The sequence below is a fragment of the Streptomyces sp. NPDC016677 genome (assembly GCF_055562815.1).
In genome coordinates, this window is the sequence record NZ_JBVHEO010000015.1 from 86,714 (window position 1) to 113,154 (window position 26,441).

25 protein-coding genes and 1 pseudogene are annotated in these 26,441 nt (G+C 75.0%); 12 read left to right on the forward strand and 14 right to left on the reverse strand.

Annotated elements, in window-relative coordinates:
- Positions 1–4 precede the first annotated feature (4 nt).
- From ACZ3IG_RS29490 to ACZ3IG_RS29500, 3 genes are read right to left on the reverse strand one after another with little or no spacing between them, the layout of a single operon-like run.
- Positions 5–973, reverse strand: a complete 969-nt coding sequence (locus ACZ3IG_RS29490) for a phytoene/squalene synthase family protein (RefSeq protein ID WP_467435855.1) — start codon at positions 971–973, stop codon at positions 5–7.
- Positions 970–2,457 (reverse strand): phytoene desaturase family protein, encoded by a 1,488-nt coding sequence (crtI, locus tag ACZ3IG_RS29495; RefSeq protein ID WP_467435857.1) that lies wholly within the window; start codon positions 2,455–2,457, stop codon positions 970–972. The genes ACZ3IG_RS29490 and crtI overlap by 4 nt, the downstream gene beginning before the upstream one ends.
- Positions 2,454–2,807: a hypothetical protein gene (locus ACZ3IG_RS29500; RefSeq protein WP_467435858.1), complete on the reverse strand. Its 354-nt coding sequence runs from the start codon at positions 2,805–2,807 to the stop codon at positions 2,454–2,456. Before ACZ3IG_RS29500 ends, crtI begins: the two co-directional genes overlap by 4 nt.
- A gap of 412 nt (positions 2,808–3,219) precedes the next feature.
- Here ACZ3IG_RS29500 and ACZ3IG_RS29505 point away from each other — a divergent pair, with 412 nt between their 5' ends.
- The 3 genes from ACZ3IG_RS29505 (at position 3,220) to ACZ3IG_RS29515 (ending at position 6,828) form a co-directional block, all read left to right on the forward strand.
- Positions 3,220–4,410, forward strand: coding sequence for a lycopene cyclase family protein (locus ACZ3IG_RS29505; protein WP_467435859.1), 1,191 nt, complete (start codon positions 3,220–3,222; stop codon positions 4,408–4,410).
- A gap of 32 nt (positions 4,411–4,442) precedes the next feature.
- Positions 4,443–5,180, forward strand: a complete 738-nt coding sequence (locus tag ACZ3IG_RS29510; protein ID WP_467435861.1) for a class I SAM-dependent DNA methyltransferase — start codon at positions 4,443–4,445, stop codon at positions 5,178–5,180.
- 94 nt (positions 5,181–5,274) lie between these two features.
- Positions 5,275–6,828, forward strand: coding sequence for an FAD-dependent oxidoreductase (locus ACZ3IG_RS29515; protein ID WP_467435862.1), 1,554 nt, complete (start codon positions 5,275–5,277; stop codon positions 6,826–6,828).
- Between the two features lie 146 nt (positions 6,829–6,974).
- Here ACZ3IG_RS29515 and ACZ3IG_RS29520 read toward each other — a convergent pair whose 3' ends face one another.
- Together ACZ3IG_RS29520 and ACZ3IG_RS29525 are read right to left on the reverse strand one after the other, a co-directional pair.
- Positions 6,975–8,603 (reverse strand): phytoene desaturase family protein, encoded by a 1,629-nt coding sequence (locus ACZ3IG_RS29520; protein ID WP_467435863.1) that lies wholly within the window; start codon positions 8,601–8,603, stop codon positions 6,975–6,977.
- Positions 8,596–9,108 carry an SRPBCC family protein gene (locus ACZ3IG_RS29525; RefSeq protein WP_467435865.1) on the reverse strand — a complete coding sequence of 171 codons (513 nt, stop codon included), beginning with the start codon at positions 9,106–9,108 and terminating at the stop codon, positions 8,596–8,598. The genes ACZ3IG_RS29520 and ACZ3IG_RS29525 overlap by 8 nt, the downstream gene beginning before the upstream one ends.
- A 400-nt stretch (positions 9,109–9,508) precedes the next feature.
- Between ACZ3IG_RS29525 and ACZ3IG_RS29530 the strand changes: the two genes are divergently transcribed.
- The gene (locus ACZ3IG_RS29530; RefSeq protein WP_467435866.1) at positions 9,509–10,417 is read left to right on the forward strand and encodes a hypothetical protein; all 909 of its coding nucleotides are present in this window, start codon (positions 9,509–9,511) and stop codon (positions 10,415–10,417) included.
- A 75-nt stretch (positions 10,418–10,492) separates the two neighbouring features.
- Here ACZ3IG_RS29530 and ACZ3IG_RS29535 read toward each other — a convergent pair whose 3' ends face one another.
- Positions 10,493–11,245: an alpha/beta fold hydrolase gene (locus ACZ3IG_RS29535; RefSeq protein ID WP_467435867.1), complete on the reverse strand. Its 753-nt coding sequence runs from the start codon at positions 11,243–11,245 to the stop codon at positions 10,493–10,495.
- 593 nt (positions 11,246–11,838) lie between these two features.
- On the opposite strand from ACZ3IG_RS29535, the gene ACZ3IG_RS29540 reads away from it, so the two are divergent.
- Positions 11,839–12,981: a S1 family peptidase gene (locus ACZ3IG_RS29540; RefSeq protein WP_467435869.1), complete on the forward strand. Its 1,143-nt coding sequence runs from the start codon at positions 11,839–11,841 to the stop codon at positions 12,979–12,981.
- Between the two features lie 309 nt (positions 12,982–13,290).
- Here the strand turns inward: ACZ3IG_RS29540 and ACZ3IG_RS29545 are convergent, their stop codons facing one another.
- The 3 genes from ACZ3IG_RS29545 to ACZ3IG_RS29555 all read right to left on the reverse strand — a co-directional run bounded on the left by ACZ3IG_RS29545 (position 13,291) and on the right by ACZ3IG_RS29555 (position 16,300).
- The gene (locus ACZ3IG_RS29545; protein WP_467435870.1) at positions 13,291–13,734 is read right to left on the reverse strand and encodes a hypothetical protein; all 444 of its coding nucleotides are present in this window, start codon (positions 13,732–13,734) and stop codon (positions 13,291–13,293) included.
- A 162-nt stretch (positions 13,735–13,896) separates the two neighbouring features.
- On the reverse strand, positions 13,897–15,207 hold the full coding sequence (locus ACZ3IG_RS29550) for a cation:proton antiporter (RefSeq protein ID WP_467435872.1): 1,311 nt from the start codon (positions 15,205–15,207) through the stop codon (positions 13,897–13,899).
- 955 nt (positions 15,208–16,162) lie between these two features.
- Entirely contained in the window at positions 16,163–16,300 is a 138-nt protein-coding gene (locus tag ACZ3IG_RS29555; protein ID WP_437089262.1) for a hypothetical protein, read from the reverse strand.
- Between the two features lie 292 nt (positions 16,301–16,592).
- Here ACZ3IG_RS29555 and ctaD point away from each other — a divergent pair, with 292 nt between their 5' ends.
- Complete coding sequence (gene ctaD, locus ACZ3IG_RS29560) at positions 16,593–18,305, forward strand: aa3-type cytochrome oxidase subunit I (protein WP_467435874.1); 1,713 nt, start codon at positions 16,593–16,595, stop codon at positions 18,303–18,305.
- 9 nt (positions 18,306–18,314) lie between these two features.
- On the opposite strand, the gene ACZ3IG_RS29565 is transcribed toward ctaD, so the two are convergent.
- Positions 18,315–19,538, reverse strand: coding sequence for a cytochrome P450 (locus ACZ3IG_RS29565; protein ID WP_467435875.1), 1,224 nt, complete (start codon positions 19,536–19,538; stop codon positions 18,315–18,317).
- 191 nt (positions 19,539–19,729) lie between these two features.
- Between ACZ3IG_RS29565 and ACZ3IG_RS29570 the strand changes: the two genes are divergently transcribed.
- Complete coding sequence (locus tag ACZ3IG_RS29570; RefSeq protein ID WP_467435877.1) at positions 19,730–20,104, forward strand: hypothetical protein; 375 nt, start codon at positions 19,730–19,732, stop codon at positions 20,102–20,104.
- Positions 20,105–20,203: 99 nt separating this feature from the next.
- Here the strand turns inward: ACZ3IG_RS29570 and ACZ3IG_RS29575 are convergent, their stop codons facing one another.
- Positions 20,204–20,830 carry a hypothetical protein gene (locus ACZ3IG_RS29575; protein WP_467435878.1) on the reverse strand — a complete coding sequence of 209 codons (627 nt, stop codon included), beginning with the start codon at positions 20,828–20,830 and terminating at the stop codon, positions 20,204–20,206.
- A gap of 107 nt (positions 20,831–20,937) precedes the next feature.
- Positions 20,938–21,339: an SRPBCC family protein gene (locus ACZ3IG_RS29580; RefSeq protein WP_467435879.1), complete on the reverse strand. Its 402-nt coding sequence runs from the start codon at positions 21,337–21,339 to the stop codon at positions 20,938–20,940.
- Positions 21,340–21,533: 194 nt separating this feature from the next.
- Between ACZ3IG_RS29580 and ACZ3IG_RS29585 the strand changes: the two genes are divergently transcribed.
- Complete coding sequence (locus ACZ3IG_RS29585; RefSeq protein ID WP_467435881.1) at positions 21,534–22,715, forward strand: PP2C family protein-serine/threonine phosphatase; 1,182 nt, start codon at positions 21,534–21,536, stop codon at positions 22,713–22,715.
- A 21-nt stretch (positions 22,716–22,736) separates the two neighbouring features.
- Here the strand turns inward: ACZ3IG_RS29585 and ACZ3IG_RS29590 are convergent, their stop codons facing one another.
- Positions 22,737–23,087: a hypothetical protein gene (locus ACZ3IG_RS29590; RefSeq protein WP_467435882.1), complete on the reverse strand. Its 351-nt coding sequence runs from the start codon at positions 23,085–23,087 to the stop codon at positions 22,737–22,739.
- Positions 23,088–23,227: 140 nt separating this feature from the next.
- Here ACZ3IG_RS29590 and ACZ3IG_RS29595 point away from each other — a divergent pair, with 140 nt between their 5' ends.
- From ACZ3IG_RS29595 to ACZ3IG_RS29605, 3 genes are read left to right on the forward strand one after another with little or no spacing between them, the layout of a single operon-like run.
- Positions 23,228–23,920 (forward strand): nucleotidyltransferase family protein, encoded by a 693-nt coding sequence (locus ACZ3IG_RS29595; protein ID WP_467435883.1) that lies wholly within the window; start codon positions 23,228–23,230, stop codon positions 23,918–23,920.
- On the forward strand, positions 23,917–24,165 hold the full coding sequence (locus tag ACZ3IG_RS29600; protein WP_467435885.1) for a BON domain-containing protein: 249 nt from the start codon (positions 23,917–23,919) through the stop codon (positions 24,163–24,165). Before ACZ3IG_RS29595 ends, ACZ3IG_RS29600 begins: the two co-directional genes overlap by 4 nt.
- Positions 24,165–24,890 (forward strand): metallophosphoesterase family protein, encoded by a 726-nt coding sequence (locus ACZ3IG_RS29605; protein WP_467435886.1) that lies wholly within the window; start codon positions 24,165–24,167, stop codon positions 24,888–24,890. The genes ACZ3IG_RS29600 and ACZ3IG_RS29605 overlap by 1 nt, the downstream gene beginning before the upstream one ends.
- Positions 24,891–25,015: 125 nt before the next feature.
- Here the strand turns inward: ACZ3IG_RS29605 and ACZ3IG_RS29610 are convergent, their stop codons facing one another.
- Positions 25,016–25,657: a GNAT family N-acetyltransferase gene (locus ACZ3IG_RS29610; RefSeq protein ID WP_467435887.1), complete on the reverse strand. Its 642-nt coding sequence runs from the start codon at positions 25,655–25,657 to the stop codon at positions 25,016–25,018.
- A 110-nt stretch (positions 25,658–25,767) separates the two neighbouring features.
- Here ACZ3IG_RS29610 and ACZ3IG_RS29615 point away from each other — a divergent pair.
- Positions 25,768–26,438: pseudogene (locus ACZ3IG_RS29615) on the forward strand (molybdopterin-dependent oxidoreductase); the annotation flags it as partial.
- Positions 26,439–26,441: the final 3 nt, after the last annotated feature.

Consider the following 26,441-nt stretch of genomic DNA (forward strand, 5'->3'; position numbering starts at 1 on the left):
CTCCTCACACTCGGCTCTCGGACGGCGGACATGCCGGGCCACGGGCCCGCAGCCGGGCCGCGGCCACCCGGGCCAGCCCGTCGGCCGCGACGAGCGCGCGGCGGCGGCGCGGCACCACGGCCCGCCGGTGCAGCACGGCGTGGCCGCCGGCCGCGATGGCGTCGAGGATGCCCCGGTAGAGCACGCAGGCGGTGCGGATACACGGCCTGGCCACCGGGTCCAGCATCGCCAGGCCGGGCACGGCCTCGCGGTACACGGACCGGGTGAGGTCCTCGGCGGCGCGCAGGGCGGCGGTGATCCGGTGGTCGTGGCGGCCGGTGCGGCGGCTCCACTCCAGCAGCGCCCGGTCGACACCGTGCGCGGCGAGCAGGTCCGCCGGGAGGTAGATCCGGCCGCGGTCCAGGTCCTCGCCGACGTCCCGCAGGAAGTTGGTCAGCTGGAAGGCGACGCCGAGCGCGGCGGCGTGCGGGGCGGCGGTGTCACGGGAGGTCACGGTGCCCAGCACGGGCAGCATCTGGAGGCCGATGACGGCGGCCGAGCCGTGCATGTAGGCGCGCAGGTCCTGGTAGGTGGCGTAGTCGGTGACGGTCAGGTCGCTGCGCATGGACGCCATGAAGTCGGTGAAGTGCGCCGGGTCGATGGCGTGCCGGGCGGCGGTGTGGGCCACGGCACGCACCACCGGGTCTCCGTCGGCCGGGCCGCCCCTCAGGGCGGTGCGCAGCCGGGCGTCGAGCCGGTCGAGGGCGGCGGCGCGTTCCTCGGTGGGCGCGGCGGCCAGGTCGTCGACGATGTCGTCGGCCCGGCGGGCGAAGCCGTACAGGGCGTGCACGGCCGGTCTGCGGTCGGCGGGCAGCAGGCGGGTGGCGAGGAAGTAGGTGCGTCCGTGCCGGGCGTTGAGGCGGCGGCACCGGGTGTAGGCGGCGCGCAGCCGCGGGTCGGTGATGCCGGCGGCGTCCAGTTCGCGCGCGGTCATCGTCGGCCGCCGGTGATGCGGGCGGCGGCCAGTTTCCCGGAGAGCAGGACGGTCGGCACCCCGACGCCGGGGGTCGTGCCGCAGCCGGCGAGGACCGCGTTGGCGGTGCCCCGCACCAGGTTGCGGGGCCGGAACGGGCCGGTCTGGGCGAAGGTGTGGGCCACCGAGAACGGGGTTCCGGCGGCGTGGCCGAGAGCGGTCCAGTCGGCGGGGGTCACCAGGCACTCCTCCTCGATGGCGGCGGCGAGGCCGGTCAGACCGCGGCGTTCCAGGGTGGCGAGCAGCCGCGCGCGGTAGCCGGGGGCGAGGTCGGCCCAGTGCGCGGCCGACGGTCCGATGTCGGTGTTGGGGCAGGGGGCGAGGACGTAGTGGGTGTGCCTGCCCTCGGGGGCGAGTGAGGGGTCGCCGGCCGTGGGCCGGGTGATGAGCAGGGACGGGTCGGTCATGAGGGTGCCGGTCCGGGTGAGTTCGTCGAACGTGCGGCGCCAGGCGGCGCCGAAGGAGAGGGTGTGGTGGGCCAGTCCGGGCCAGGTGCGGGTGGTGCCGGCGTGCAGCACCACGGCGGAGGGCGCGTGCCGCAGCCGCAGCGGACGGCGCGGCCGGCGGCCCAGCAGCCGGTGGGCGACGGGCAGGTCGGGGGTGAGGACGACGGCGTCGCAGGGGACGCGCCCCTGGCCGGTGACGACGGCGGTGACCCGGTCGCCGGACCGCTCCAGGCGGGTGACGGCGTGTCCGAGGCGCAGCTCGGCCCCGGCGGCGACGGCCGCGTCGGCCATGGCCCGGGGCAGCGCGTGCATGCCGCCGCGCGGGAACCAGACCCCGGCGACAGTGTCCATGTAGGCGATGACGGCGTACGCGGCCAGCGCGCGGGCCGGGGCGACCCCCGCGTACAGGGACTGGAAGGAGAAGACGCGCCGCAGCCGCTCGTCGTCGAGGAACCGTCCGATACGGGTGTCCAGGCGGCCGAAGCCGCCGAGTGCGGCCAGCCGGGCCAGGTCGGGGGTGAGCAGGCCGAGCGGGGAGTCGAAGTTGGCGTCGATGAACCGGCGCATCTGTACGGCGTACAGCCGGGTCAGCCAGGTCCTCAGCCGCCGGTAGCCGGCCGCCTCCCGGGCGCCGGCGAACCGCTCGACCTCGGCCTCCATCGCGTCCGGGTCGGTGTGCACGTCGAGGGTGCTGCCGTCGGCGAACCGGGCCCGGTAGGCGGGGTGCAGGGGCAGCAGGTCGACGCGGTCGCGCAGCCGCTCGCCGACCGCGGCGAAGGCCTCGTCGGCGAGGTCGGGCATGGTCAGGACGGTGGGCCCGGTGTCGAAGCGGTAGCCGCCGCGCTCCAGCTGCCCGGCCCGGCCGCCGGGCACCGCCTCGCGCTCGACGACGGTCACCCGCCGCCCGGCGCCCAGCAGGTGCAGGGCGGCCGACAGCCCGGCCAGCCCGGCACCGACGACCACGACGTGGTCGGTAGGGCCGGTGACCGTGCGGGTCACCGGGTGCCCTGCCCGATCCCGGCGCCGGCGCCCGGGCCGGCGCCGGCGTCCGACGGCGGCTCCGCAGGGGGCGGCCGGTCCGGACAGGCGGGCGTGGCGGGGGCGGGAGCGGCCCCGGCGGTGCGCGGGGCGCCCCGGCCGGTGTGCTGCCGGTCGGTGTGCCCTCGGTGGGTGTGCTCCCGGTGGGTGTGCTCCCGGTGGGTGGCGGACGGGACCCGGACGGCGGCGGTGGCGCGCGGCCCGGGTGAACCGGCACCCGGCGACCCGGGCGGGCGGGCGGGCGGCGCCGCGGCGTTCCGTGCGCGGGGGCGGCTGTCGTGCGGGGTGTGACCGGCCCGGCTGGAGCGCATCCCGTGTCCTTCCGTCGTCTCGTCGTCTCGTCGTCTCGTCGTCTCGTCGCCTTGTCGTGCCGCTGTCTCGTCGTCTTGTCGCCGGTGGCGGTCCAGGCGCCTTCCGTGAGGTCGTTCGTGCGGTGGGGCGCTCCGGACGCGGGTCCCCGGCCGCCGGCCGCCCGTCCCGGTGGCGACCCCGCGGGGTGGGCTCATGTGTTCCCCCGGCGGGAGCCGCGTCACGCCGCCTTCGCCCGATCACCTACGCCGCTCACCCGCTCGGCGGCGCCGGGCGCCGTACCGTCGGCGCGGCTGCGTCCGGGACGGGCGGCGGGACGCGATACTCCCGCCGAAGCCGCCACGGACCGACGCGGGCCCGACGCGGGACCGGCACCGGGCGGGCACCGGGCGGGCGGTGCGGAGAGAGGCGGTCGTGCTGGACACGGACATCGTCATCGTCGGAGCCGGCGCGGCGGGCCTGTCGCTGGCGCACCGGCTGCCGGCGGCGGGCGCCCGCCGTACCGCTCCCTCCGTCGCCCTGGTCGGCGCTCCGCCCGGCCCGCTGCGGGCGCCCGCGCGCACCTGGTGTTTCTGGGAGGCGGGACCGGGCCGCTTCGACCCCGCGGTGACGGCGTCCTGGGAGTGGCTGCGGGTGCGCGGCCCGCGGGGCGCGGTGGTCCGGCGGCACATCGCCCCGCTGCGCTACAAGATGATCCGCTCCGACGACTTCGAGGCCCTGGTCGACCGCGATCTGGCGGGGTGTCCGCTGACGCGGCGCGTCGAGGCGACCGTCACCGCGGTGGCCGCGCAGCCCGACGGGACCGTCCGGGTGCGGGGCACGGACGCCGCGGGCGGCCCCGTGGAACTGCGCGCCCGCTGGGTGTTCGACTCCCGTCCGACGCCCCGCCCGCCGGCCGCCCGGACCCGTCTGCTCCAGCACTTCCGCGGCTGGTTCGTCCGTACCGAACGGCCGGTCTTCGACCCGGCGGTGGTCGACCTGATGGACTTCCGCACCCCGCAACCGGCACGCGGCCTGTCCTTCGGCTACGTCCTGCCCACCGGCCGCCGTACCGCCCTGGTCGAGTACACGGAGTTCGGTCCGGCCCCGCTCACCCGGGCCGCGTACGACCGCGCGCTGGACCACTACACGCGCCGCGTCCTGGGAACCGGCGCCACCCGCATCCTGTCGACGGAGCAGGGCGTGATCCCGATGACCGACGCGGTCTTCCCCCGGCGGACCGCCGGCCCGGTCTTCCCGATCGGCGTGGCGGGCGGGGCGACCCGGCCCTCCACGGGGTACACGTTCGCCGCCGTGCAGCGGCAGTCGGACGCCGTCGCCGGTGCGGTCCGGGCGGGCCGCCGCCCGGTGCCGCCGCCCCCGTACCCAGGGCGGGCCCGGCTGATGGACGCGGTGCTGCTGCGTGCCCTGGACACCGGCCGGGTGGACGGCCCCGACCTGTTCTTCCGGCTGTTCGACCGGGTACCGGCGGGGCGGCTGCTGCGCTTCCTGGACGGGGGGACCCGGCTGTACGAGGACCTGGTGGTCGGCGCGCGCACGCCGGTCCTGCCGATGCTGCGGACCGCGGCGGAACTGCCGTGGCTGCGCCGCCGCCCCGCCCCCTGACCTCTCGCCCTCCCGGAGCCTTGGAGTCCACGATGCCGCTCTTGCGCGACACCGCGCTGGCCGCCGCCTTCGACCACGGCGCCGACACCTACGACCGGCTGGTCGCGGTCAACCCCGGCTACCACGCCCACCTGCGCCGCTCCGCCCGCCGCCTCGTGCTGGGCGTCGGCGGCGCGCCGGTGCGGCGGGTGCTGGACCTGGGCTGCGGCACCGGTGCCTCGACGGCGGCGCTGGCCGCCGCCCTGCCCGCCGCGCGGATCACCGGCGTCGACGCGTCGGCGGGGATGCTGCGCCGGGCGCGGGCCAAGACCTGGCCGGCGCGGGTGCGGTTCCTGCGCGCCCCGGCCGAGGGGCTGGAACGCGCGGGGGTGCGGGGCCCGTTCGACGCGGTCTTCGCCGCGTACCTGTTCCGCAACCTGTCCGACCCGGACACCGTGCTGCGCGCGGTGCGCGGGCTGCTGGCGCCGGGCGGTGTGCTGGCGGTGCACGACTACGCCCTCGGCGGGCGGCGCGCCGACCGTCTGGTGTGGTCGGCGGTGTGCCGGGGGGTGGTGCTGCCGCTCGGCACGGCCACCGGGAACCGGGGCCTGTACCGCCATCTGTGGCGCAGCGTCCTGTCCTTCGACACCGCGCCGGCCTTCGGCGCGCGGCTGCGCCGGGCGGGCTTCGACCGGGTCCGGGTGCTGCCGCTGCCGGGCTGGCAGACCGGCGTCACCCACACCTTCCTCGCCCGGCGTCCGCCGGCCGGGAACCGGGAGGACGTCCGATGAGGCGGCCCGTGCGGCGGGCGCGGGTGTCCGGGCCGGTCGGGAAGCGGCTCGCCGGCGGCCCGCCGTCCGGACCTGCGGACCGGGAAGGCGTCCGATGAGGCGGCGTGGCGGCACGGTACCGGGCCGCGACCGGCGGGCCCGGGCACTGCCCGCGCGGCCGGGACGGGAACGGGTGACCGGCGATCCGCCCTCCGTGGCGGTGGTCGGCGGCGGCATCGCGGGACTCGCGGCGGCGGCCCTCCTCGCCGAGCGGGGCGTACGCGTGGTCCTGTACGAACGTGAGCCGGTGCTCGGCGGCCGGGTCGCCGGATGGCCCCTCACCCTGCCCGACGGCACGCCCGCCACGATGAGCCGGGGCTTCCACGCCTTCTTCCGCCAGTACTACAACCTGCGGAGCCTGCTGCGCCGTGCCGACCCGGCGCTGGGGATGCTGACCGGGCTGCCCGACTACCCCCTCGTCCACGCCGACGGCCTGCGGGACGGCTTCCGCCGCGTGCCGCGCACGCCCCCGTTCAGTGCCCTCGGCTTCGTCGCCCTCAGCCCCAGCTTCGGTCTGCGGGACCTGCTGGGGCTCCGCCCGGCCGCCGCGCTGCCCCTGCTCGACATCCGCGCCGGGCGCGTCCACCGGCAGTGGGACCGGATCAGCGCCCATGACTTCCTGGACGCCCTGCGCTTCCCCGCCGCCGCCCGGCACCTGGCCTTCGAGGTGTTCTCCCGGAGTTTCTTCGCCGACCCCCGGGAACTGTCGGCCGCCGAGATGGCGCTGATGTTCCACATCTACTTCCTCGGCTCCAGCGAGGGACTGCTGTTCGACGTACCGCGCGAACCGTACCCGCAGGCCCTGTGGGACCCGCTGACCCGTCACCTCACCGCGCACGGCGTGCGGGTGCGCACCGGCACGCCGGTGGAGGCGGTACGTCCGCACCCGGGCGGCGGCCACGAGGTGAGCGCCGCCGGCGGCACCCGGCGGTACGACGCCGTCGTGCTCGCCCTCGACACCGGGGGGCTGCGGACGGTGGTGGGCCGCTCGCCGGAACTCGGCGACCCGGCCTGGCGGGACCGGGTGGCGCGGCTGCGGACCGCGCCGCCGTTCCTGGTCAGCCGCCTGTGGCTGGACCGGCCGGTGGCGCCCGGCCGCCCCGGTTTCCTCGGCACCAGCGGCTACGGGACGCTGGACAACGTCAGTGTGCTCTCCCACTGGGAGGGCGAGGCGGCGCGCTGGGCGGCCCGCACGGGAGGCTCGGTCGTCGAACTCCACGCCTACGCGCTGCCGAGGACCGCCGTCCGGGACGTCGAGGAGAAGCGGCTGGCGGGCCAGTTGCACCGGGTCTGGCCGGAGACCCGGGCGGCGCGGGTCGTCGCCGAGCGGCACGAGTGGCGGGCGGACTGTCCGCTGTTCCCCGTCGGGGGGTACGCCGGCCGGCTCACGGTCCGCACCCCGGACCCGGCGCTCGTCGTCGCCGGGGACCTGGTGCGCACGGGCCTGCCCGTGGCCCTCATGGAACGTGCGGCCACCTCCGGTTTCCTCGCGGCGGCCGCGTTGCTGGAGCGGTGGGGGGTGCGGGGGCAGACGCTGTGGACGGTGCCGGACGGAGGGCGGAACGCGGTGCTGCGGGCGCTGGCCCGCCGCGGGGGTGCTGACGTGTAGGGGTTCGCGTTCGGCCGCGGGTACGTCGTGGCTGGTCGCGCAGGCCCCGCGCCCCTTGAGGTACGTGCGGTGCACGCGCCTGGAGGGGCGCGGGAACTGCGCGAGCAACCACCGGCCACCCGCGGCCGACCGAGTACCGAAGCCCCCTACCGGGCAGGGCGCCGGTCGCCGATCCGGTCGCGCCGGGTCAACGTGCGTTGCAGACGCTCCAGCCCCACGCCCCGGTGCCGGCGCAGGGCCGCGCGGGCCGCGTTGGCGCCGGGCGCTCCGTGGACGCCGCCGCCCGGGTGGGCGCCGGCGGAGGCGAGGAAGAGGCCGGCCACCGGTGTCTCCGGGCGTCCGGTGCCGGGCAGGGGGCGGAAAAACAGCTGCTGGTGAAGGGCGGTGGTGCCGCCGTTGATGGCGCCGCCGTACAGGTTGCGGTCCAGCGCCTGGAGGGTGGGCGGGGCCAGGACGCGCCGGGCGCGGATCAGGGCGCGGAAGCCGGGGGCGAACCGCTCCACCTGGCGTTCCACCCGGTCGGCCATGACCTCCCGCTCCCTGGCGTCCCAGCGGCCGGTGAGCCCCTCGTCACCGGCGTCACCCCGGATGTCGTGCGGGACGTGCGTGTAGCCCCAGGCCGACTCGGTGCCGCGCGGCGAGCGGGACGGGTCGGACGTCGTCATCTGCCCGAACAGGCAGAAGGGCCGGTCGGGTACCTGCCGCTGGGAGATCTGGGCCATGAACCGGGTCAGTTCGTCGAGGCCGTCGGCCAGGTGCACGGTCCCGGCCCGCGCCGCCGCCTCGGACCGCCAGGGCACGGGGCCGTCCAGTGCCCAGTCGACCTTGAAGGTGGCGAAGTCCCACTGGAAGCGCCGCAGGTCGTCCAGGACCTGGGCGGGCAGATCGGCCGGGTCGACGAGGGTGCCGTACAGGTCGGGCACGGACACGTCCGCGAGCACGGCACGCCGCGCGGCGACCGTCTCGCCGTCGGCGGTCACCACCCCGACGGCACGGCGGTCGCGGACGAGCACCCGGTCGACGCGCCGCCCGCAGCGCAGGGTGCCGCCCCGGGCGCGCAGCCGGCGGACGAGCGCCTCGGTCAGGGCGCCGGAGCCGCCGACCGGGACGGGGAAGCCGTACGTCTGTCCGAGCATGGACATCAGCCAGCCGAAGCCCCCGCTGCCGGCGGCCTCCGGGGCCAGATCGGCGTGCAGGGCGTTGCCGGCCAGGAGCAGCTTGCCGCCCTCGCCCCGGAACTCCTCCTCCCCCAGGCGGCGCACCGGCAGCACCAGGGTGCGCGCCAGCCGCAGGGCGCCCCCGGCGCGCAGCCGCAGGGCGAGCCGGGCGGTGGCCCGTACCGGTGGGAAGGGGGTGAACAGGGCGTCCAGGATGTCCGGCCGGTACCGTTCCCAGACCTCGTGCAGCCGGTGCCAGGCCGCTCCGTCGCCGGGCGCGAAGGCGTCGACGGAGGCCGCGGTGGTGCCGGGGTCGCGGTCGAGGACCGCGCAGGTGCCGTCGCCCAGCGGGTGGGCCAGGACGTGGGGCGCGTGGCTCCAGCGCAGCCCGTGGTCCTCCAGCCGCAGGCCGGCCAGCAACGGGGACGCGGCGGCCAGCGGGTAGAAGGAGCTGCACAGGTCGCTGACGAAGCCGGGGGCGACCCCGCTGTCGTGGCGTACCGCGCCGCCCGGTTCCGGCTGCTCCTCCAGGACCTCCACGCTCCAGCCGGCGTCGGCCAGCAGGTTCGCCGCGACCAGCCCGTTGGGGCCGGCGCCGATCACCACCGCGTCAGGCACGGCCCGCTCCGGGCTCGGTCCGGTGGGCCCCGTGCCGGACCGGAGCGCCCCGGTGGCGCCCGTCGTCCGCTCCGTCCCGCGCCTCGCACAGCTGCGCCAGTCTGGCCAGCATGGCGCGGTGGCGCAGCTGGATGATCAGTTCCACTCCGGCGTTGTGGAGCATCCCGCCCGGTCCGCGCAGCGGGTGCTCGTCGACGATGACCAGGCAGTCCTCGCCCCAGGGCCGCAGCTCCACGGCGATGCGGGCCGTGCCGAGCCGGCCCGCCTTGGCCTCCAGTTCCAACAGGGTGCCTTCCTCGCGGTGACGGACGACCGTCTCGTTGGTCAGCCGCACGGGCCCCAGGCACACCTCGTAGTGGATGGCGGCGCCGACCTCCGGCCAGTGGCCCCGTTCGGGGGTGACCTGGGAGGGGCCCACCACCCATTTCACGTAACTCTCGGGATCGGCGAGTACCGCCCACACCGACCGCGGGCTCGCCTGGACCAGTCGATGACGCACTGCCACGCGCTTCTCCCCTGTCCGATCCTGTGCACAACCGACGGCGCGTTCGCACCGCGCACTGAGTGCCCGTTCCGCGCCCCGTCAACCAGGCTCACGGTGATTGCCGGCTTCGCGGGCGGAGAACGGCTCTCAGGGGCGGACCCGCCGCCCGGGGCCGCCCGGCAGCCGTCGCGGCGCGGGCGGGCTGCGGCCGGGCGGCCGGCGCGTCGGCTGTCTCGCGGCGGGCGACGCGGGGGAGCCGGTTCCGCGGCGCCGCCGGTTCGCACCGGCGGCGCCGCGGACGGCTGGCGTCGTTCCCGCCGCGTATCGGCCGCCCGGCGCGGGACCGACCGCCCACCGGCGTTACACGGCGGCGCGGGCACGGGAGACATGGACCACCACCGTCACCAGGAGGTCTCCTTCGATGAACGCGATGGACGTGGCGCGGGACCCCGGCCTGCGGCGGGCGGTCGAGGCGGTCGACGGCCTGCCCTCGCGGTGGACGCCGGTCGCCGAGCACACCGCGCGCGGCCTGTGGCGGCTGCCCCGCGCGGCCGACGCCGTGGCGCACGCGCTGACCGGGGGCGGTCCGGCCGGGCGCGACCGGGGCTGGGTGATGGTGCGGACCCGGGTGGCCGAGGAGATCGCCTCGGAGCGCGACTGGACGCGGGAGGCGGCGGCCTGGCTGGCGCTGGCCGGGGCCGGCTGGGAGGAGTCGGCGCGGCTGACGGGCGACCTGGCCTGGCGGGCCCGCGCCGAGGGGCACAGCGCCCTGGTCTTCCTCACCGGCCCTCACGTGGCGGGCACCGATCCCGGCACACCGTACGGCAGGGCCCTGTGGCACTGCTTCCTGACGACCCTGCGCTACGACTTCCGGTGCGGCGACATCGAGGAGTTCTTCGCCGGCGCGCCGGACGACGGAGCCGGCCTCGACCCGTACAGCGCCGCCATGCGCGCCTTCGCCCTCCTCGGGCGGTCCCAGGCGTCCGGTCTCCCGCTGCTGGAGACCGTACTGGCCCGGGCGGCACACGACGAGAAGGTCGTGCACGCCCTGCTGCACGGTCTCTGGCTCGGCGAGGATCTCCCCGAACAGCCGCGCAGGATGCTGGAGTTGCTGCGCGCCCCGGCGTTCGCGCACGGTCTGGGGGCCGAGGCCCTGCTCCGCAAGGCGTCGGCGCTGCGCCGGCTGCGGCGGTTCGACGAGGCGCTGGCGGCCGTGCAGTCCGCCATCGACGGCCTCGGCCCCTGCGAGGTGGTCGTGCACGGCGACTGCGTGCGCGAGCGCTCCCTGATTCTCCTGGAACGCGATCTGCGCCGGGGCGGGCGCCCCTGAGAGTACGCGGCACCGCAGCCGGGCCAGCCCGCGCGGCGCTTGTCCGGCAGCGAGGGCGGCGAGCGCCGTGGTCCGCTACAGGCTGTTCCAGAACTCGGACAGCACGCGGGCTGTCCGCACCGGGTCCTGGAGCATCCACCAATGACCGAGTCCGTCGAGGTCGACGGCGCGAGCGCCGGCCCGCCGGGCGGCGCGGTGGCGAAGGGCGACACTGCCGGCCGTGTGGTCCTCGGTGGCAACGGGAACCAGACCCGGCCTGGCAGCGGCCCCGGGCAGATCGAGGCCGCGTTCGATCAGCACCGCCTGGGGCACGGACCGGTACAGAGCGAGAATGGCCTTGCCCATCTGCGGTCCCTGACCGAGCGCCACCTCGCGGGCCGCCGGCTCGGGAATGCCCCAGTCGACCATGCGCGCTGCCCGCTCCTCGACGTTTCCGGAGAACATCTCCTCGACGTGGCGCTCACCGTCGCCCGGCGTCTGCCAGAGCTGCGCGATCTCGTGCCAGGTGAAGTCCGGTTCGTAACCGCCGATGGTGTCGCTGACCCAGCTGCGGAGCAGGTCGGGACGGGCCATCGCCACCTCCAGGGCGTACCCTCCGCCGAAGTCGTGGCCGACGAGGTCGACGGGCGCCTCGAACCGGGACAGCTCGTCGATGAGCCAGTCCCGGTAGTCGACGAACGCGGCCCCGAAGTCCGAGGGAAGCGGAGCGCCGAAGCCGGGAGGTGAGAGCAGGACCGTCTCCTGCTGCTGGGACGTGGACAACTCGTTGATCAGCGGCGTCCACACCGCGGAGGTCACGGGAACGCCGTTGACGAAGACAATGGTCATGGGTGAATGACAGCAGCGGCCGGAGCGGGCCGTCCAAGACCCGTTTCGCACCTCGTCATGCAGTAATCGCATAACGGCCAGGCTGTGCGGCACGGGCATGCTTCCCGATCTGGATCTGCGGCTGGTCCGGTACTTCACCCAGGGCAGCCGGCTCATCGCGCGGCACGCGCAACTGGACGAATCCGAAGGCGATCCCTTCCGGACGGCGAGCCGTGCCGCTCGTACGGATCGTGGTGATCGTCCTGGTGGTGCCGCGTCACGGCCGGCTTCTGGCCGACACGGCCGGCGACCACGTGTCCGAGTCCACCGTCCACCGCCGGCGCGACGAGCTGATCCGCGCTCCTGGCGGACCTGCGGGCCGGCCCCGGGTCGGCCGGCTCCCGAGCAGACCGCGAGATGACTTACGCCGCGCTTCCACGCTGGTGACGCTCCTCGCGCCGCGCGTGCCGCACCACATCACACCCACGGAGTCCCGCATTGGCATGGACCTGACGGCACCGGCCTGGCTAAGCTCTGCCCAACCCCTTGTGAGAGCGCTCTCAGACAGCGGTTGTTCCACCCCCACCTTGCTGGAACGACGAAGGGCAACTCCCGTGAGACGCAGCAGACTCAAGCACGCCGGGCTGGCCGTCCTGCTCATGCTCGGCAGTTGGACCGCGGCCGGTTCCCTGCCGGCCGCGGCGAACGACAAGGCACCGGCCTCCGCCGGCCTTCTCCAGGCCATGCAGCAGGACTTCGGCCTCACCCGGGCGCAGGCCGAGGACCGCCTGGCGGCCGAGGGACGGGCCACCGACCTGGAGCCGGTCGCCCGCCGCGCCGCCGGCGGCGCTTTCGGCGGGTCCTGGTTCGACGCCGCCACCGGACGGCTGACCGTCGCCGTCACCTCCGACGCTCCCCCCGCGACGACGGAGGCCGTGGAGGCCACCGGCGCCCGCGTACGCACCGTCGAGCACAGCGCCCGCGCCCTCGACGCCGCCAAGACCCGGATCGACGGCTTCTCCGCGCCGTCGGGGGTCGCCGGCTGGCACGTCGATCCGGCCGCCAACTCGGTGGTCGTCGAGGTCGTCGAGGACGAGCGTGCCGACAACGATGTCCAGCGCTTCCTGGACCGGGCCCGTACGGCCGGTCCGGTCACCGTGCGGACGGTGCCCGACGCGCCGTCCACCTTCGCCGCCGGCACGGTCGGCGGCGACCCGTACTACACGGGCAACGTCCGCTGCTCCATCGGTTTCTCGGTGCACGGCGGGTTCGTGACGGCCGGTCACTGCGGCGGGGCGGGAGCCGGGGTGAGCGGCTGGGACGGCTCGTACATCGGTACATTCCAGGGCTCGTCGTTCCCGGACAACGACTACGCCTGGGTCAGCGTGGGCAGCGGCTGGTGGACGGTGCCGGTCGTGCTCGGCTGGGGCACCGTCTCCGACCAGTTGGTGCGTGGTTCGGCGGAGGCCCCGATCGGCGCGTCGATCTGCCGTTCCGGCTCCACCACGCACTGGCACTGCGGCACCGTGCTGGCCAAGAACGAGACGGTCAACTACGCCCAGGGCGCCGTCCACCAGATGACGAAGACCAGCGTCTGCGCCGAGGGCGGTGACTCGGGCGGCTCCTTCATCAGCGGCGACCAGGCCCAGGGGGTCACCTCCGGCGGCTGGGGCAACTGCACCAGCGGCGGCGAGACCTGGTTCCAGCCGGTCAACGAGATCCTCAACCGCTACGGGCTGACCCTGCACACGGCCTGACCGGCCCGGCGGCGCACCGGGGCCCGCCACCTGGTCCGCCACCGGCGGGCGGGCCCCTTCCGGGCGGGGACGGCGAGTACCGGCGCCGTCCCCTTCGGCCGCAGCCCGGAGCGAGCCCGGCCCGTCGCCGCCCGCCGGGCTCAGCCGGTCACCGTGCCGCGCCCCCGCACCAGGGGCACGTACACCTCGTCGACGGTTTCGACGGGGACCTCGTCGGGTACGGCGGGGACGCCGCGTACGACGGACTCGCCCGCGCCACGCGTCCCCGGAGGTCGGCTCGGGGAACAGCCCGGAGATCAGCGGACCCGTTCAGTCGTCCCCCGCGCGCCGGCCGGCCCCCCACGCCTCGTGGCCGCCCGTCGTCGTCAGCCGGCGGTAGGCGGCGCGGGCGTGGCGTATGCGGGCCAGGGCCGTGCCACCGAGGGCCGCGGCGAACAGGCAGGCCAGCCAGCCCGCGTCCCGGGCGCCGGCCCAGGTGAGGGTACCGGCGGGCGGTATGGCGAAGCCGTTCAGGGACAGCCAGCACAGCACGGCCGTGCCGGGGGCGGCGGTGAACCGGGCGCACAGTCCCAGTACGGCGGCGAGCAGGGACAGTACCGACAGGGCGAGCCCCGGGCGGCCGGGGCCGACGACGCTGTTGAGGAGGGCCACCAGGGCCAGCGCGCCGCAGAAGGCTCCCGTCCACACCAGCGGAGCCGCCACCGGCTGGGGGACGGGCCGCGCACCGCGGCCCAACGGCACCCACTCGACCATCTGACGGCTCCTTCCGCTCCCGGGCGGCGTCGACCACGACGTCGGCCGCCCATCCCGCGGGCAGATTGTCCCACCGACGCGGAGACGGTACGGCGGCCCGGCCGAACAACGCCCCTGCCACGACCGGACCGGTCCCCCGGGAGCCGTCGCCGTCGGGTCCGCCTACCGCTCGGCCTCCGCGGGCAGCGGCGCGGCGGGCGGCTCCGTCGGGGCGTCGTCGTCGATGCCGACGGCGTCCTTCCCCGTCCGGCCCTCCTTCCCCTTCCGGCCTTCCTCCCCGTCCCGCCCGGAGCGGCCGGCGACGAGCGCGCGGGCGGCCCGCAGGCCCGAGGCGAGCACATGCGCCCGCCCCGCGACGATCGGGCCGAGCACGGCGAGCACGAGGACATAGCCGGCGATGAAGGGGGCGAGCCGCGCGTCCAGCCCCGCGCTGGCGGCCATCGCGGCCAGGATCAGCGCGAACTCCCCGCGGGCCACCAGGGTGGTGGCGATCTCCGCGGCGGGCTCGGACCCGTAACGGTAGACGCGGGCCACGCACAGTCCCGCGACGACGTTCATGACGAGGGTGAGGGCCGCGGCCACGGCGACCGGTACGGCGACGGAGGCCAGGTCGCCGGGGTCGATGGCGAGACCGAAGGCGAAGAAGAAGATGGCGGCGAACGCGTCGCGCAGCGGATGCACCAGCTCCCGGATGCGGGGCCCGGAGGGCGTCCCGGCGAGGATGAGGCCGACCATGAACGCGCCGATGGCGTCGGCGACCCCGAGGACCTCCGAGACACCGGCGACGAGCACCGCGGCCCCGAGGAAGCTGATGACCAGCAACTCGTTGTCGGGGGTGGCGATCAGACGCCCGACCAGCCGGGTGCCGTAACGGGCCGCGGCGGCCAGCACCAGCAGGAAGCCGAACGCCTTGCCCGCCTGGAGGGCCGTCTCGCCGAATCCCTCGGCCCCGCTGATGACCGGCTGGAGGGCGGCGAGGTACAGCGCGAGGAAGATGTCCTCGACGACGATGACGCCGAGGATGAGACGGGTCTCCGGGCGGCCGATGCGCCCGGTGTCGATGAGGATCTTGGTGACGATCGCGGACGAGGAGATGCCCAGCACACCGGCCAGGACCAGCGCCTCCCGCAGCCCCCAGCCCAGGGCGAACCCGAAGCCCAGGCCGGCCCCGACGTTCAGCACCAGGTAGACGCCGCCCGCGGACAGCAGCCGCCTGCCGCCGCTCTTGAGGTCGTCGAGGTGGAACTCCAGGCCCAGGTAGAACAGCAGCAGCACCAGCCCGAGCGCCGAGAGCATCTCGAAGTCGTGCGCGTCCTCCACCAGGACGAAGCCCGGGGTGTGCGGGCCGAGCAGGATGCCGGCGAGCATGAACAGCGGGATCGTCGGCAGTCCGATCCGGCCGCCGAGCCGGGCCAGGAACGCGGCGGCCAGGAACGCGCCGCCCATGGCGAGCAGGGTGTCAGCGTGCCCCATGGCGCACCGCCTTCGACCACGCGGAGAGTCGGGATCGCTTCACTTCACGGGGGTGGATGCGGGTCCTCCTTTTCGGCTGTTCTCGACTGTCTTCAGCTGCGGTGACACCGCCCGGAACCACCGGCCCATCGGGCGGCGGCAGGAACGCGGGGCGCGAACGGCCGGACGGGAAGGGCACGACGACGGTGTACGGCGGTCCGACGGTCGGCCGGCCCGGCGCGGAACACGACGGCGTGCCCTGCGCGGGACGCGACGGCGTGCCCTGCGCGGGACGCGACGGCGTGCCCTGCGCGGAGCACGACGGTGTGCCCGGCCGGACCACGGCACGCGGCCCGCGGTCCCGGCCGCTACGGCCGGGCTACGGTCCGGCCGCGTCCGGGCTCGCGGCCACCTTCCCGCCCCGGCGGCCCGGGGCGCGGCGTGCCTCCACCGTCACATGTCGTGGCGGCGGCGACCATCGGGGGTGACACCCAATTCCGCGGGAGGCCGCCACCCAGTACGCCGGAGCCGCCCCGCGCGAGAGGGCCGCGGCCGACTCGGGGATGCCGGCCGCGGCCCACCGCCGCACCCGGGCGCGGGAGGACGTGACGCCCGGGTACGCCGTGCGGCTTCCCGACCCGCGGAAGGGGACACTCCGCCGTCCGGGTGGTCCACCGCCGCCCCACCGGTGGACCGGCCGCCGCGCCCGGCGCGGGAGCCCGGATGTCCGCCCGGCCGTGCGCCGGAGGAGCACGGCCTGCGTCCAGGGCCCGGACGGCGGCACGTCCAGGGCCCGGACGATGACACGCCCAAGTCCCGGACGGCCCGGACGGCCCGGACGACGGCACGCGGACGTGCGCCGGCCCCGCCGCGGGATGTGCGGCGGGGCCGGCTCACGAACGGTGTGGGCATCCTGGACACGCGGGGATCACCGGGCACATGACCCCGCGGGCCGGGCGCCGTGGCCGACGGTCGGTCAGCACGGCGTGGTGGCCATGAGTTTCTCGAACGAGGACATGCAGTCCGGGCAGTGCCGTGCCCGCTCGCCGTCGGTCGCCGCGATACGCCGGCGGAGCTTCTGCCCGCACAACGTCGCCGCGGCCTGTTTGGCCATCACATGCCACACCAGGGCTCCGCCCGGCTTTTCCGGGCCTACGCACATCTCGTACATACCGGCCTCCCAGGTTGGACGCCGCTGTCACTCTCCAGGAGACACCGAGTCGGGGGTCACTCCTACCGTGCGGGGGCCATTCGGGTGAACGGACCGGCAGGGCCGGGCCCGGGGCGAGGGCCGTGACACACCCGGTGGAGAGAAAACGATCAGCCATCCGGCCCCTCGTCCGTGGACGTCTGACGTGTTGTCGGAATACCGCAGGAGTACTGATGGGTCCGACCCGAGGAAACTGATGGCGACACAGACGGAACCGCTCGCTCCGGTGCGGGAGGCAGTTCCCCGCGGCGGCGGCCGGGTGATCATCTCCTGGCTGACCACCACCGACCACAAGCGGATCGGCCATCTCTACCTGATCACCTCGTTCTGCTTCTTCCTGATCGGCGGCGCCCTGGCGATGATGATCCGGGCGGAGCTGGCCCGGCCGGGACTGCAGATCGTCTCCAACGAGCAGTACAACCAGGCGTTCACGATGCACGGCACGATCATGCTGCTGCTGTTCGCCACCCCGACCTTCACCGGGTTCGCCAACGTGGTCATGCCCCTCCAACTGGGCTCCCCCGACGTCGCCTTCCCGCGGCTCAACATGTTCTCGTACTGGCTGTTCCTCTTCGGCGGGCTGATCGTGCTGGCGGGCTTCCTCACCCCGCAGGGCGCCGCCGACTTCGGCTGGACGGCGTACACACCGCTGAGCGGCGCCGATCACAGTGCCTATGTGGGGGGCGATCTGTGGATCATGGGGCTGGCGCTGACCGGGTTCGGGACGATCCTCGGGGCGGTCAACTTCATCACCACGATCGCCTGTATGCGGGCGCCGGGCATGACGCTGTTCCGGATGCCGATCTTCACCTGGAACGTGCTGCTCACCTCGGTGCTGGTGCTGCTGGCCTTCCCCGTGCTGGCCGCGGCGCTGCTGGTGCTGGAGGCTGACCGGCGGTTCGGGGCACAGGTGTTCAGCCCCGAGAACGGCGGGGCGATCCTGTGGCAGCACCTGTTCTGGTTCTTCGGCCATCCCGAGGTGTACATCCTGGCGCTGCCGTTCTTCGGCGTGGTCAGCGAGATCATCCCGGTCTTCTCGCGCAAGCCGATCTTCGGTTACACGGGGCTGGTCGGCGCCACCATCGCCATCACCGGTCTGTCGGCGACCGTGTGGGCGCACCACATGTTCGCCACCGGGGCCGTGCTGCTGCCGTTCTTCTCCTTCCTGAGCTTTCTCATCGCCGTGCCGACCGGGGTGAAGTTCTTCAACTGGATCGGCACGATGTGGAAGGGGTCGCTCTCCTTCGAGCCGCCGATGCTGTGGGCGGCCGGCTTCCTCGTCACGTTCCTCTTCGGCGGTCTGACCGGCGTGCTCCTCGCCTCACCGCCGCTGGACTTCCACGTCACCGACAGCTACTTCGTGGTCGCCCACTTCCACTACGTGCTGTTCGGCACGATCGTCTTCGCGATGTTCGGCGGCTTCAGCTTCTGGTGGCCGAAGATGACCGGCACCATGCTCGACATGCGCCTGGAGAAGGTCCACTTCTGGACGCTGTTCGTCGGCTTCCACACCACGTTCCTGATCCAGCACTGGCTCGGGGCCCAGGGCATGCCCCGCCGCTACGCCGACTACCTGGCCGCCGACGGCTTCACCGCGCTCAACACCGTCTCGTCCGTCGGCGCCTTCCTGCTGGGCCTGTCCACCCTGCCGTTCCTCTACAACGTGTGGCGGACCGCCCGCTACGGCGAGCCGGTCGCGGTGGACGACCCCTGGGGGTACGGGCGTTCCCTGGAGTGGGCGACCTCCTGCCCGCCGCCGCGGCACAACTTCTGCGCGCTGCCCCGGATCCGCTCCGAGTCGCCCGCCTTCGACCTGCACCACCCGGCGCTGGCGAAGCTGGACGAGAAGGAGACGGCGGGACAGCGCGACGTGCTGGACGCGCCGGGCCACGAGAGCGACCGGCCCTGACCGGCGGCGTCAGGCGCCGGGCGCCCGCACGCCGGTGAGGACCACCTTGTCGCGGGGCCGGGTCGGGATGCGGCGCAGGGGGATGGACAGATCCTGCGCGGGCAGCGTGTACGTCAGCCGGGCGAGGCGGGTCGCGAGGGCCTCCAGCAGGCCGACGGTGACGCGTTCGCCGGGGCAGCGGTGGCCGGTGGCCGGGTCCATGCCGCCCTGCGGGATCAGTTCGTCGGCCCCGATCGGCCGGTCCAGGAAGCGCTCCGGCCGGAAGACGTACGGATCGCCCCACAGCTCCTCGTCGTGGTTCTGGCCGTGGACGTCGAGCAGCAGGATGCCGTCGGCGGGCAGTGTCTCGCCGTGCCAGGTCAGGTCGGTGACGGCCAGGCCGCCGAGGAAGGGGGCGAACGGGTAGAAGCGGCGCACCTCGTGCGCGAACGCGGTGGTGAAGGCGGCGTCGCCGGTCCGCAGCCGGTCGCGGTGGTGCGGCCACCGGTGCAGGACGTGGGCGCTGAAGGCCACGAACCAGCTGACGGCGACCGTGGGCCGCAGCACGTTGAGCAGTTCCACCGCCGCCGTCCGCGCGTCGAACGGCCCGTCCGGCCTGTCGCGGTGCCGGGCGGTCCGGTCGAGCACCGAGCCCGGGGGCGCGGTGACCGCGCCGGACCGTACGTCCTCGATCAGCCGGGCGAACCGGTCCTCCTGGCGGGCGCGGGCGCGCCGGGCCCGCCAGTGGCGGGGGCCGAGGGTGGCGAACCCGTCGACCATCGCCAGCAGGTCCCGGGCCAGCGGCTCCACCTCATCCGCGGCGAGCGGAACGCCGGCCCAGCGGCAGACGCCGCGGGTGAGGACCACGCCGGCCTCGTCGAACAGCACCACGCGGGGGCGTGCGCTCCAGGCGCGGACGGCCTCGTCCCAGGCCGCGGTGACCTCTGCGGTGACGCCCGCGACCTCCTCGGGTCCGAGCAGCGGCAGGAACAGTGCCTTGCGGGCGCGGTGGGCGTCCCCGTCGAGGGTGTGCACCGCGCCCTGTCCGAAGAGGGTGTGCAGGACCGGCCCGGGCAGGGCGTCGTGGCGGCGGACGCGGCTCTCGTCGTAGAAGAGGCGCACCGCCTCCGGTCCGCGTACGGCCAGTGCCGGGCGGCCGAGGAGCCGGGTGGCGACCACGGGACCGTCGCTCTCCCGCATCCGGTCGGGCAGCCACGCGTAGCCCTCGGCCCGTGCCGGGAGGGTGCGGTCCATCAGCGGGCGGCGCAGTGCGTTCAGGCGGGGTGGGTGCCCTGGCCGGCCGCCGAAACACCCGTCGGCGCCGCCCTGACTTTTGTCAGGGACCCCTGGCGCTCCCCGCCCCCCTGCAGTGCCGGGTGACCGACAGGTGCCGCGTCGCGGTACGTCCGTGCGGGTCACGGCAGACCAGCACAGGGAAGACAGACATGCCGAACCGTCCCTCCAGCGGGGTCGCGATGCTCGCGGCCGGGACCCTGGTCCTGCTCGCACCGCTCGCCGTCACCACCGCCGGCACGGCTACCGTCGCCGGCCCGGCCACCGTCACCGGCCCGGCCGCCGCCACGTCCCCCGTCGCGGCCGACGCCGGCGTACGGAGCGGCGGCCGGGGCCCGGCGGCGCCCCGCACGGTCGAGGCCCGCGAGAGGGCCGACGTCCGCTCGGGCCCCGCCCGGTCCCACGCGAAGACCGGGTCCGTCGCGCCCGGCCGGCCCGCGGCGCCTACTGCTGGACGCACGGCGGGACCGTCACCGGGAACGGCCGCAGCGACGACGTCTGGGTCCGGGTCCTGGCGGGCCATGTGAGCGCCGTCCATCCGGAGGGCGGGGCGTACGGCGGCCTGCCCGCCTCGGCGACCTGCTTGACGGCGGGTCCCGGCCCGCCCCGGGGGCCCGGACCCGCCGTCAGGAAAGCTTGCCGACGGCCGTGACGGTGGTCGCCTCGAAGGCGTCGACCGGGGCGTCGGCGAGGGCGCCCATCCGGCCCCACTGGACGACGGTCACGATCCTGCCGTCCCGGCCCACCGAGAACAGGGCGACGTCGGACGCGCCCCAGGTGGTGCCGGTGTGGACGCCGAAGACGTCGGCACCCTCCTCGACGTCCAGCCGGCCGTAGTACCGCTGGGTGGCGGTGACCTCGGGGTCCTGTTCCTCCAGGGTGCGCGCGCAGCCGGCCAGGCCGTCGCGGAGCAGGGCGGCGAACGCGGCCGCCCGGCCCTCGTCCCGCTCCACGACCGTGACCTGGAGCGCGCCGGTGTCGTACTCGGTCCAGTAGCGGCGGTGCGTGGAGGTGGAGGGCAGGGTGTCGCCCACGCACATCGGCAGCGGGTCCGGCTGCCCGGCGGTGACCGGGCCGGCGGACCAGTCGGAGGACGGGTGCGGCGGCAGGTCGGCCGGTTCCAGGAATCCGGGTGCTTCCGATCCCGTCGGGACGGACGGGACGGCGGCGGCCGGGACGGCGGCCACGGCGAGCGCGGCCACGCCCGCCGACGCGGCGACGGCGAGGCGGGCGGCACGGGCACGGACGTACATGGTTCCCCCAGGTGGATCAGGCCGATCGAGCGGATCGGTCGCTTATGCACCGTATGACCCGTCACGCCTCTGAAAGGTTGCCCCGCGTCCGTGGGCGCGCGCGGCGCTCAGCCGGTGTGCCGCCGTACCTGTTCCTCCAGCCGCCGCAGGCTGGTGTCGAGGGCGTCGGCCACCGCCCGGTGCCCCGGGTCGTGGCTGTCGTCGAAGAAGGACAGGTGGACCGTCACCTCGCTGGTGCCGCCCTCGACGCCGGCGACCTGGAGCCAGCCGGCATAGGCGCCCTCGTCGCGGGTGCCCCATTCGAGCCGCAGCTGCTCGGGCCGGGCCCGCAGCAGTGCGGAGGTGTCCTGGTCGGTGCGGTCCTCGTGCACGGTGACGGCGGGCGGGTCCTCGACGCGGACGTGCAGGTCGCGGGGCATCCAGGTGTCCAGCCGCCCGGCGTCCGCGGCCTGGTCGAAGACGCGTCCGGCGTCGGCGGGCATGGTGCGGGAACGCTCGTACTCGGTCATCGCGGCACCGCTCCTCGGCTCGGGGGTGGTCCTGCCACACCCCCCGCGTGCCCGGTCCGGCGCGGTCGATGCGTCCGGCCGCGCTCGACGGGCGGGGTACGGCGGGCGGTGCCAGACTGGCGCGCAACGCGCCCGGGCCGGTGCGTGACTCATCCAGGACGACGTGCCCCACCCGCGCGACGAGGGAGGACGAGGTGTCGACGGCAGAGCCGGACGCCGGGCGGCTGTACGAGTTCCTCGCCGATCCGGAACATCTGACGCTGGATCTGTCCACCGCGGTGGCGCGCTGCGCCAAGGCCCTGGCGCTCCAGCATGCCGTGGTCTACCTCGTCGACCTCCAGCAGCGGCACCTCGTCCCGCACACCGACGTGGCCGCCACGCTGCCCGTCGACGACTCACTGGCGGGCTGGGCGTACCGGACCCAGTCGCTGCGGGTGGAGGAGGGGGAAGCGGGCGGGGTCACCGTCTGGTTCCCGCTGCTGGACGGCGCCGAGCGGCTCGGGGTGCTCGCCGTCAACCAGTCCACGCTCACCTCCGGGGGGCTCACCCGGGGCCGGGCACTGGCCTCGCTGCTCGCCATGATGATCACGTCGAAGCGGGCCTTCGAGGACTCCTTCATCCGGCGCACCCGCACCGAACGGATGCAGTTGCCCTCCGAGATGCTGCGCGCCTTCCTGCCGCCGCGCACCATCGGCGACGGCCAGGTGGTGTCGACCGCCGTCCTGGAACCGGCCTACGAGATCGGCGGCGACGCCTTCGACCACTCGCTGACCGAGACGACCCTGCACGTCGCGGTCCTGGACGCCATGGGGCACGACCTGGCCTCCGGGCTGACCAGCGCCGTGTCGCTGGCCGCCTGCCGCAACGCCCGTCGTTCCGGTGCCGACCTGCCCGAGCTGGTCCGCTCCGTCGACGAGGCGCTCGCCCGGTGGCTGCCGGAAAAGTTCTGCACGGCGGTCATCGCCCAGCTGGACCTGGCCACCGGGGTGCTGCGCTGGAGCAACTGCGGGCATCCGGCGCCGCTGCTGATCCGCGACGACCAGTTGCTCATGGACGCCCTGGAGCGGGAGCCCGACCCTCCCATGGGGCTGCCGTCGCAGCTGTCCCCCCGGCCGCGCCAGACGCACGAGATGTCGCTGGAGCCCGGTGACCGGGTGCTGATGTACACCGACGGGATCACCGAGGCCCGCACCCGTGAGGCCAGGCTGATGGGCCTGGAACGGTTCGCGGACTACGTCATCCGGGCCACGTCCGGCGGGGAGCTGGCGCCGGAGACGCTGCGCCGCCTGATCCACTCGATCCTGGACGCGCAGACGGACCGGCTGCGGGACGACGCGACGCTGCTGATGTTCGAGTGGCGTCCGCCGGCCCGCTGAGAGTGCCGGGTCCCGCCCCGGTCAGACCGGGTGTCCGCGGGCCCGCAGCCAGCCGTGCACCGTCTCCTTGTCCGACGGCGTGATGCGTACCGGGCCGGCGACACAGGGGCCCTCGTCCGCGTTGAAGCCGGTGTCGGTGACCCGGGCGGTGACCCAGGTGGCCAGGTCCTGGGCGGCCCGGTCGGACAGGCTGCCGTGTGCCCAGCCGGCGCGGGCCTCGCGGGCCGCCGCGGGGTCGTGCCGCGCGGTCTCCGCCAGCCACGCCGACACCAGCCGTTCCACGGTGGTCCGCTCGTCGCCGTTCGCGCCGTCCGGGGTGCCGCGCTCGCCGCCGTTCACATCGCCCCGGTTGCTCCGCTCGTCGCCCTTCATGCCGCCCGGGTGCCCAGGGCGGCATGACCCGTACCGTCTCGTGTCGACGGTGGTCCGCCGGGTACCCGAAGGGCACCTCGCCACCGGGGGCCCGCTCCCGGCGGCCGCGGGGAGGCCCGGTCCGGAAAGGGAGGACAGCGATGACGCAGCCCGCCGACGATCACGCTCTCGACCAGCGCGCCGGCGTGTCGGAACTCCGTGTGGCAGGGGAGTCGGTGCCCGTCCCGTGCCACGCCGGGACCCGCGAGGAGGACCTCCCCCTCGACCGCAACCAGGCGATCCTCCAGGCCGCCAAACAGGTCGGGGCGCTGCTGAAGAAGACCGGGCTGCCCTTCGCCCTGGCGGGCAGCGTCGCCGTCTACGCGCACGGCGGCGTCCAGAATCTCCAGCACGACGTGGACTTCTGCATCCGCCCCGAGGACGCCGGTGCCGTCGCGCAGGCGCTGCGGGAGGCCGGCCTGCCCGTGTTCACGCCGCCCGAGGACTGGCTGCTGAAGGCCGACTGCCTCGGCCAGCAGGTCGACCTGATCCACGCGCTGGCGCACGAACCCGTCACCGCCGAGCTGCTGGACCGGGCCGAGGAGTTGCCGGTCGACTCGGTGCTCATGCCGGTGCTGTCCCCGACGGACCTGTTGCACGGTCTGCTGGCGGCCTTCTCCGAACACCACTGCGACTTCGGGGCCGTCCTGCCGATCGCCCGCACCCTGCGGGAGAAGATCGACTGGGAGCGGCTGCGCCGCGACTGCGGGGCCGACCCGATGCCCGCCGCCTTCTTCTTCATCCTGGAGCGGCTGGAGATCATCCCGGCCCATGCCGAGGAGGAGCACCGATGAGCGAAGAGAACGTCGAGTACCGCGTCGCCCACCTCCACGACCGGCTGGCCGCCGAGGAACTGGGCGAACTCGGTGTACGGGCCGAGGTCCGGGCCGGGGCGGTCGTCGTCACCGGCACCGTGCCCTCCGCCCAGTGCCGTCGGACCCTGCTGCGGGTCGTCGACGAGGAGCTGGCCGGGCTGACCGTGCACAGCGACATCGTGGTGGCCGAGACCGCCGGCCCCGACCGTGCCGAGGAGCTGTGATGATCCGTGTCGCCGCCGTCGGGGACATCCACATGGGCCTGGACAGCCAGGGCCTGCTGCGCCCCGCCTTCGACACCCTGTCCGACTGTGCCGACCTGCTGCTGCTCGCCGGGGACCTGACCCGGCACGGCACCCCGGAGGAGGCCCAGGTGGTGGCCCGGGAGGTACGGGAGCTGCCGGTGCCGGTGGTGGCCGTGCTCGGCAACCACGACCACCACGACGAGCAGCCCGAGAAGGTGACCGAGATCCTCCGGGAGGCCGGAGTGACGGTCCTGGAGGGCGAGGGGACCGTCGTCGAGTGCGCCGGGACCCGGGTCGGTGTCGCGGGGACGAAGGGGTTCGGCGGGGGGTTCGTCGGGCGCAGCGCCGGGGAGTTCGGCGAGCCGGTGATGAAGGAGTTCGTCCGCACCACCCGGCGCAGCGCCGACTCGCTGTGCGCCGCGCTGAAGGACCTGGACGGCCGGGGGTGCGCGGCGCGGATCGCCCTGACCCACTTCTCCCCCGTCGCCGACACGCTCGCGGGCGAGCCGCTGGAGATCCACCCGTTCCTCGGCAGCTATCTGCTGGCCGAGGCCATCGACACGGCCGGCGCCGACCTCGCGGTGCACGGGCACGCGCACCTGGGGTCGGAGCACGGGATGACGGCGGGCGGGGTGCGGGTGCGCAACGTCGCGCAGCCGGTGATCAAGCGGGCGTTCAGCGTCTATCAGCTGTCCCTGGCCTGATCACGTCCACTCACCCACCCGCGACCTCCACGGATGTACGTCCCGGACCTCCACGGTCCTACACTCGGACCCTCCACGGTCCTGCACTCGGACCCTCCACGGTCGTACGCCCGGATCCTCCACGGTCAAACACCCGGATCCTCCGCGGTCGTACGGCCGAGCGCGGTGGTGTCCGGTCCGAACGACGGCACCTCGATCCGCTGGAAGCCCAGCCGGTCGTAGAAGGCCCTGGCCGGGGTGTTGGCCGTCGCCATCACCAGGTGGACCGAGGGCACCCCGCGCTGCCGCAGGGCCCGCAGGAACGTGTGCATCAGGGCGCGTCCGTGACCGCGGCCCTGCCACTCGGGCAGCAGGTCGATGTGCAAGTGGGCGGGGTGGTCGGCCAGTTCGGGTACGACCATCCGCTCGGGGCGGTGCAGCAGGCCGGCGATCACCTCGTCGAGGGAGCCGGGCGAGCCCTGGGGCGCCGGGTAGCGGTCGGCGACCCGGGGCAGCCACCGGGTGCGGAAGTCGGCGGCGAAGCGCGCGGTGTCGGCGGTGCCGAGGATGTAGCCGACGGCGTGGCCGCGCCCGTCGTCCAGCACGAAGGTCAGCTCGGGTTCCAAGTGGGCGTAGGGGGCGGCGAAGGTCGCGGTCAGCACGCCGGGGTCGGTGTAGTGGGGCCGGCTGTCCTGGCCGTTGTGTCCGGTGCGGACGCAGATGTCGTCCAGGGCCGCGGCGTCCTCGGGACGGTACGGGCGTACGGATGCGCTGGCAGTCGAGGTCACGGCGGTATCGTGCCCCGTTGGGAGCGCTCCCACAAGGGGGTTTCGCTTCAGGGGCGCGCGGCGGGTACCCGCTCCGGCCGGAGGGCCGGAACGGACGGGAGAGCGGCACATTGGACGAGACCGCGGACCGGATCGCGCACCCCTGGGGCGACCGGACGCCGCACCGGCGGCACGGATCCTGGCCGGAACGGACGGATCGCCACTTGCGGGACGGGGTCGAACCGGACCGGTCGAGCGGTGGGTGCCGTCGGCGTCGATCCCGCACTCCGACGGCGACGCGATGGACATCGCCGTGGCCGTGGCAGGTGGCCGGATGGTGGGGGTGCGCGGCCGGACCGTGGACCGGGTCAACCGGAGGCGGCTGGGCCCCAGGGACCTGTTCGGCCGGCAGGCGAACGGCTCCCCGGACCGGCTGACCAGGCCGCTCGGTGCGGCGCGGCGGGCGGCTGGTGGAGACCGACTGGGACACGGCGATGCGTCTGGCGTCGCCCGTTCACGTGAACTCCTCGACGAGCGCGGGCCGGGCTCGATCGGCTTCTACGCCAGCGGCCAGCTGTTCCTGGAGGAGTACTGCACCCTCGCCGTCCTCGCCCGCGCCGGGATCGGCACGAACCATCTGGACGGCAACACCCGGCTGTGCACGGCGACCGCCGCGGAGGCGCTGAAGGAGACCTACGGCTGCGACGGCCAGCCGGGCACCTACGACGACTTCGACCACGCCGACGTGATCGCGCTGTTCGGCCACAACATGGCGGAGACCCAGCCCGTGCAGTGGATGCGGGCC

What these genes read in the sequence shown, in the direction of transcription:
- ACZ3IG_RS29575 (WP_467435878.1), bottom strand. Translation starts at nt 20,830, where the DNA reads ATGTACGTCCGTGCCCGTGCCGCCCGCCTCGCCGTCGCCGCGTCGGCG.
- ACZ3IG_RS29580 (WP_467435879.1), bottom strand. Translation starts at nt 21,339, where the DNA reads ATGACCGAGTACGAGCGTTCCCGCACCATGCCCGCCGACGCCGGACGC.
- ACZ3IG_RS29500 (WP_467435858.1), bottom strand. Translation starts at nt 2,807, where the DNA reads ATGCGCTCCAGCCGGGCCGGTCACACCCCGCACGACAGCCGCCCCCGC.
- ACZ3IG_RS29545 (WP_467435870.1), bottom strand. Translation starts at nt 13,734, where the DNA reads ATGGTCGAGTGGGTGCCGTTGGGCCGCGGTGCGCGGCCCGTCCCCCAG.
- ACZ3IG_RS29600 (WP_467435885.1), top strand. Translation starts at nt 23,917, where the DNA reads ATGAGCGAAGAGAACGTCGAGTACCGCGTCGCCCACCTCCACGACCGG.
- ACZ3IG_RS29570 (WP_467435877.1), top strand. Translation starts at nt 19,730, where the DNA reads ATGCCGAACCGTCCCTCCAGCGGGGTCGCGATGCTCGCGGCCGGGACC.
- ACZ3IG_RS29590 (WP_467435882.1), bottom strand. Translation starts at nt 23,087, where the DNA reads ATGAAGGGCGACGAGCGGAGCAACCGGGGCGATGTGAACGGCGGCGAG.
- ACZ3IG_RS29510 (WP_467435861.1), top strand. Translation starts at nt 4,443, where the DNA reads ATGCCGCTCTTGCGCGACACCGCGCTGGCCGCCGCCTTCGACCACGGC.
- ACZ3IG_RS29555 (WP_437089262.1), bottom strand. Translation starts at nt 16,300, where the DNA reads ATGGCCAAACAGGCCGCGGCGACGTTGTGCGGGCAGAAGCTCCGCCGG.
- ACZ3IG_RS29550 (WP_467435872.1), bottom strand. Translation starts at nt 15,207, where the DNA reads ATGGGGCACGCTGACACCCTGCTCGCCATGGGCGGCGCGTTCCTGGCC.
- ACZ3IG_RS29515 (WP_467435862.1), top strand. Translation starts at nt 5,275, where the DNA reads ATGAGGCGGCGTGGCGGCACGGTACCGGGCCGCGACCGGCGGGCCCGG.
- ACZ3IG_RS29490 (WP_467435855.1), bottom strand. Translation starts at nt 973, where the DNA reads ATGACCGCGCGCGAACTGGACGCCGCCGGCATCACCGACCCGCGGCTG.
- ctaD (WP_467435874.1), top strand. Translation starts at nt 16,593, where the DNA reads ATGGCGACACAGACGGAACCGCTCGCTCCGGTGCGGGAGGCAGTTCCC.
- ACZ3IG_RS29535 (WP_467435867.1), bottom strand. Translation starts at nt 11,245, where the DNA reads ATGACCATTGTCTTCGTCAACGGCGTTCCCGTGACCTCCGCGGTGTGG.
- ACZ3IG_RS29565 (WP_467435875.1), bottom strand. Translation starts at nt 19,538, where the DNA reads ATGGACCGCACCCTCCCGGCACGGGCCGAGGGCTACGCGTGGCTGCCC.
- ACZ3IG_RS29530 (WP_467435866.1), top strand. Translation starts at nt 9,509, where the DNA reads ATGAACGCGATGGACGTGGCGCGGGACCCCGGCCTGCGGCGGGCGGTC.
- ACZ3IG_RS29605 (WP_467435886.1), top strand. Translation starts at nt 24,165, where the DNA reads ATGATCCGTGTCGCCGCCGTCGGGGACATCCACATGGGCCTGGACAGC.
- ACZ3IG_RS29595 (WP_467435883.1), top strand. Translation starts at nt 23,228, where the DNA reads ATGACGCAGCCCGCCGACGATCACGCTCTCGACCAGCGCGCCGGCGTG.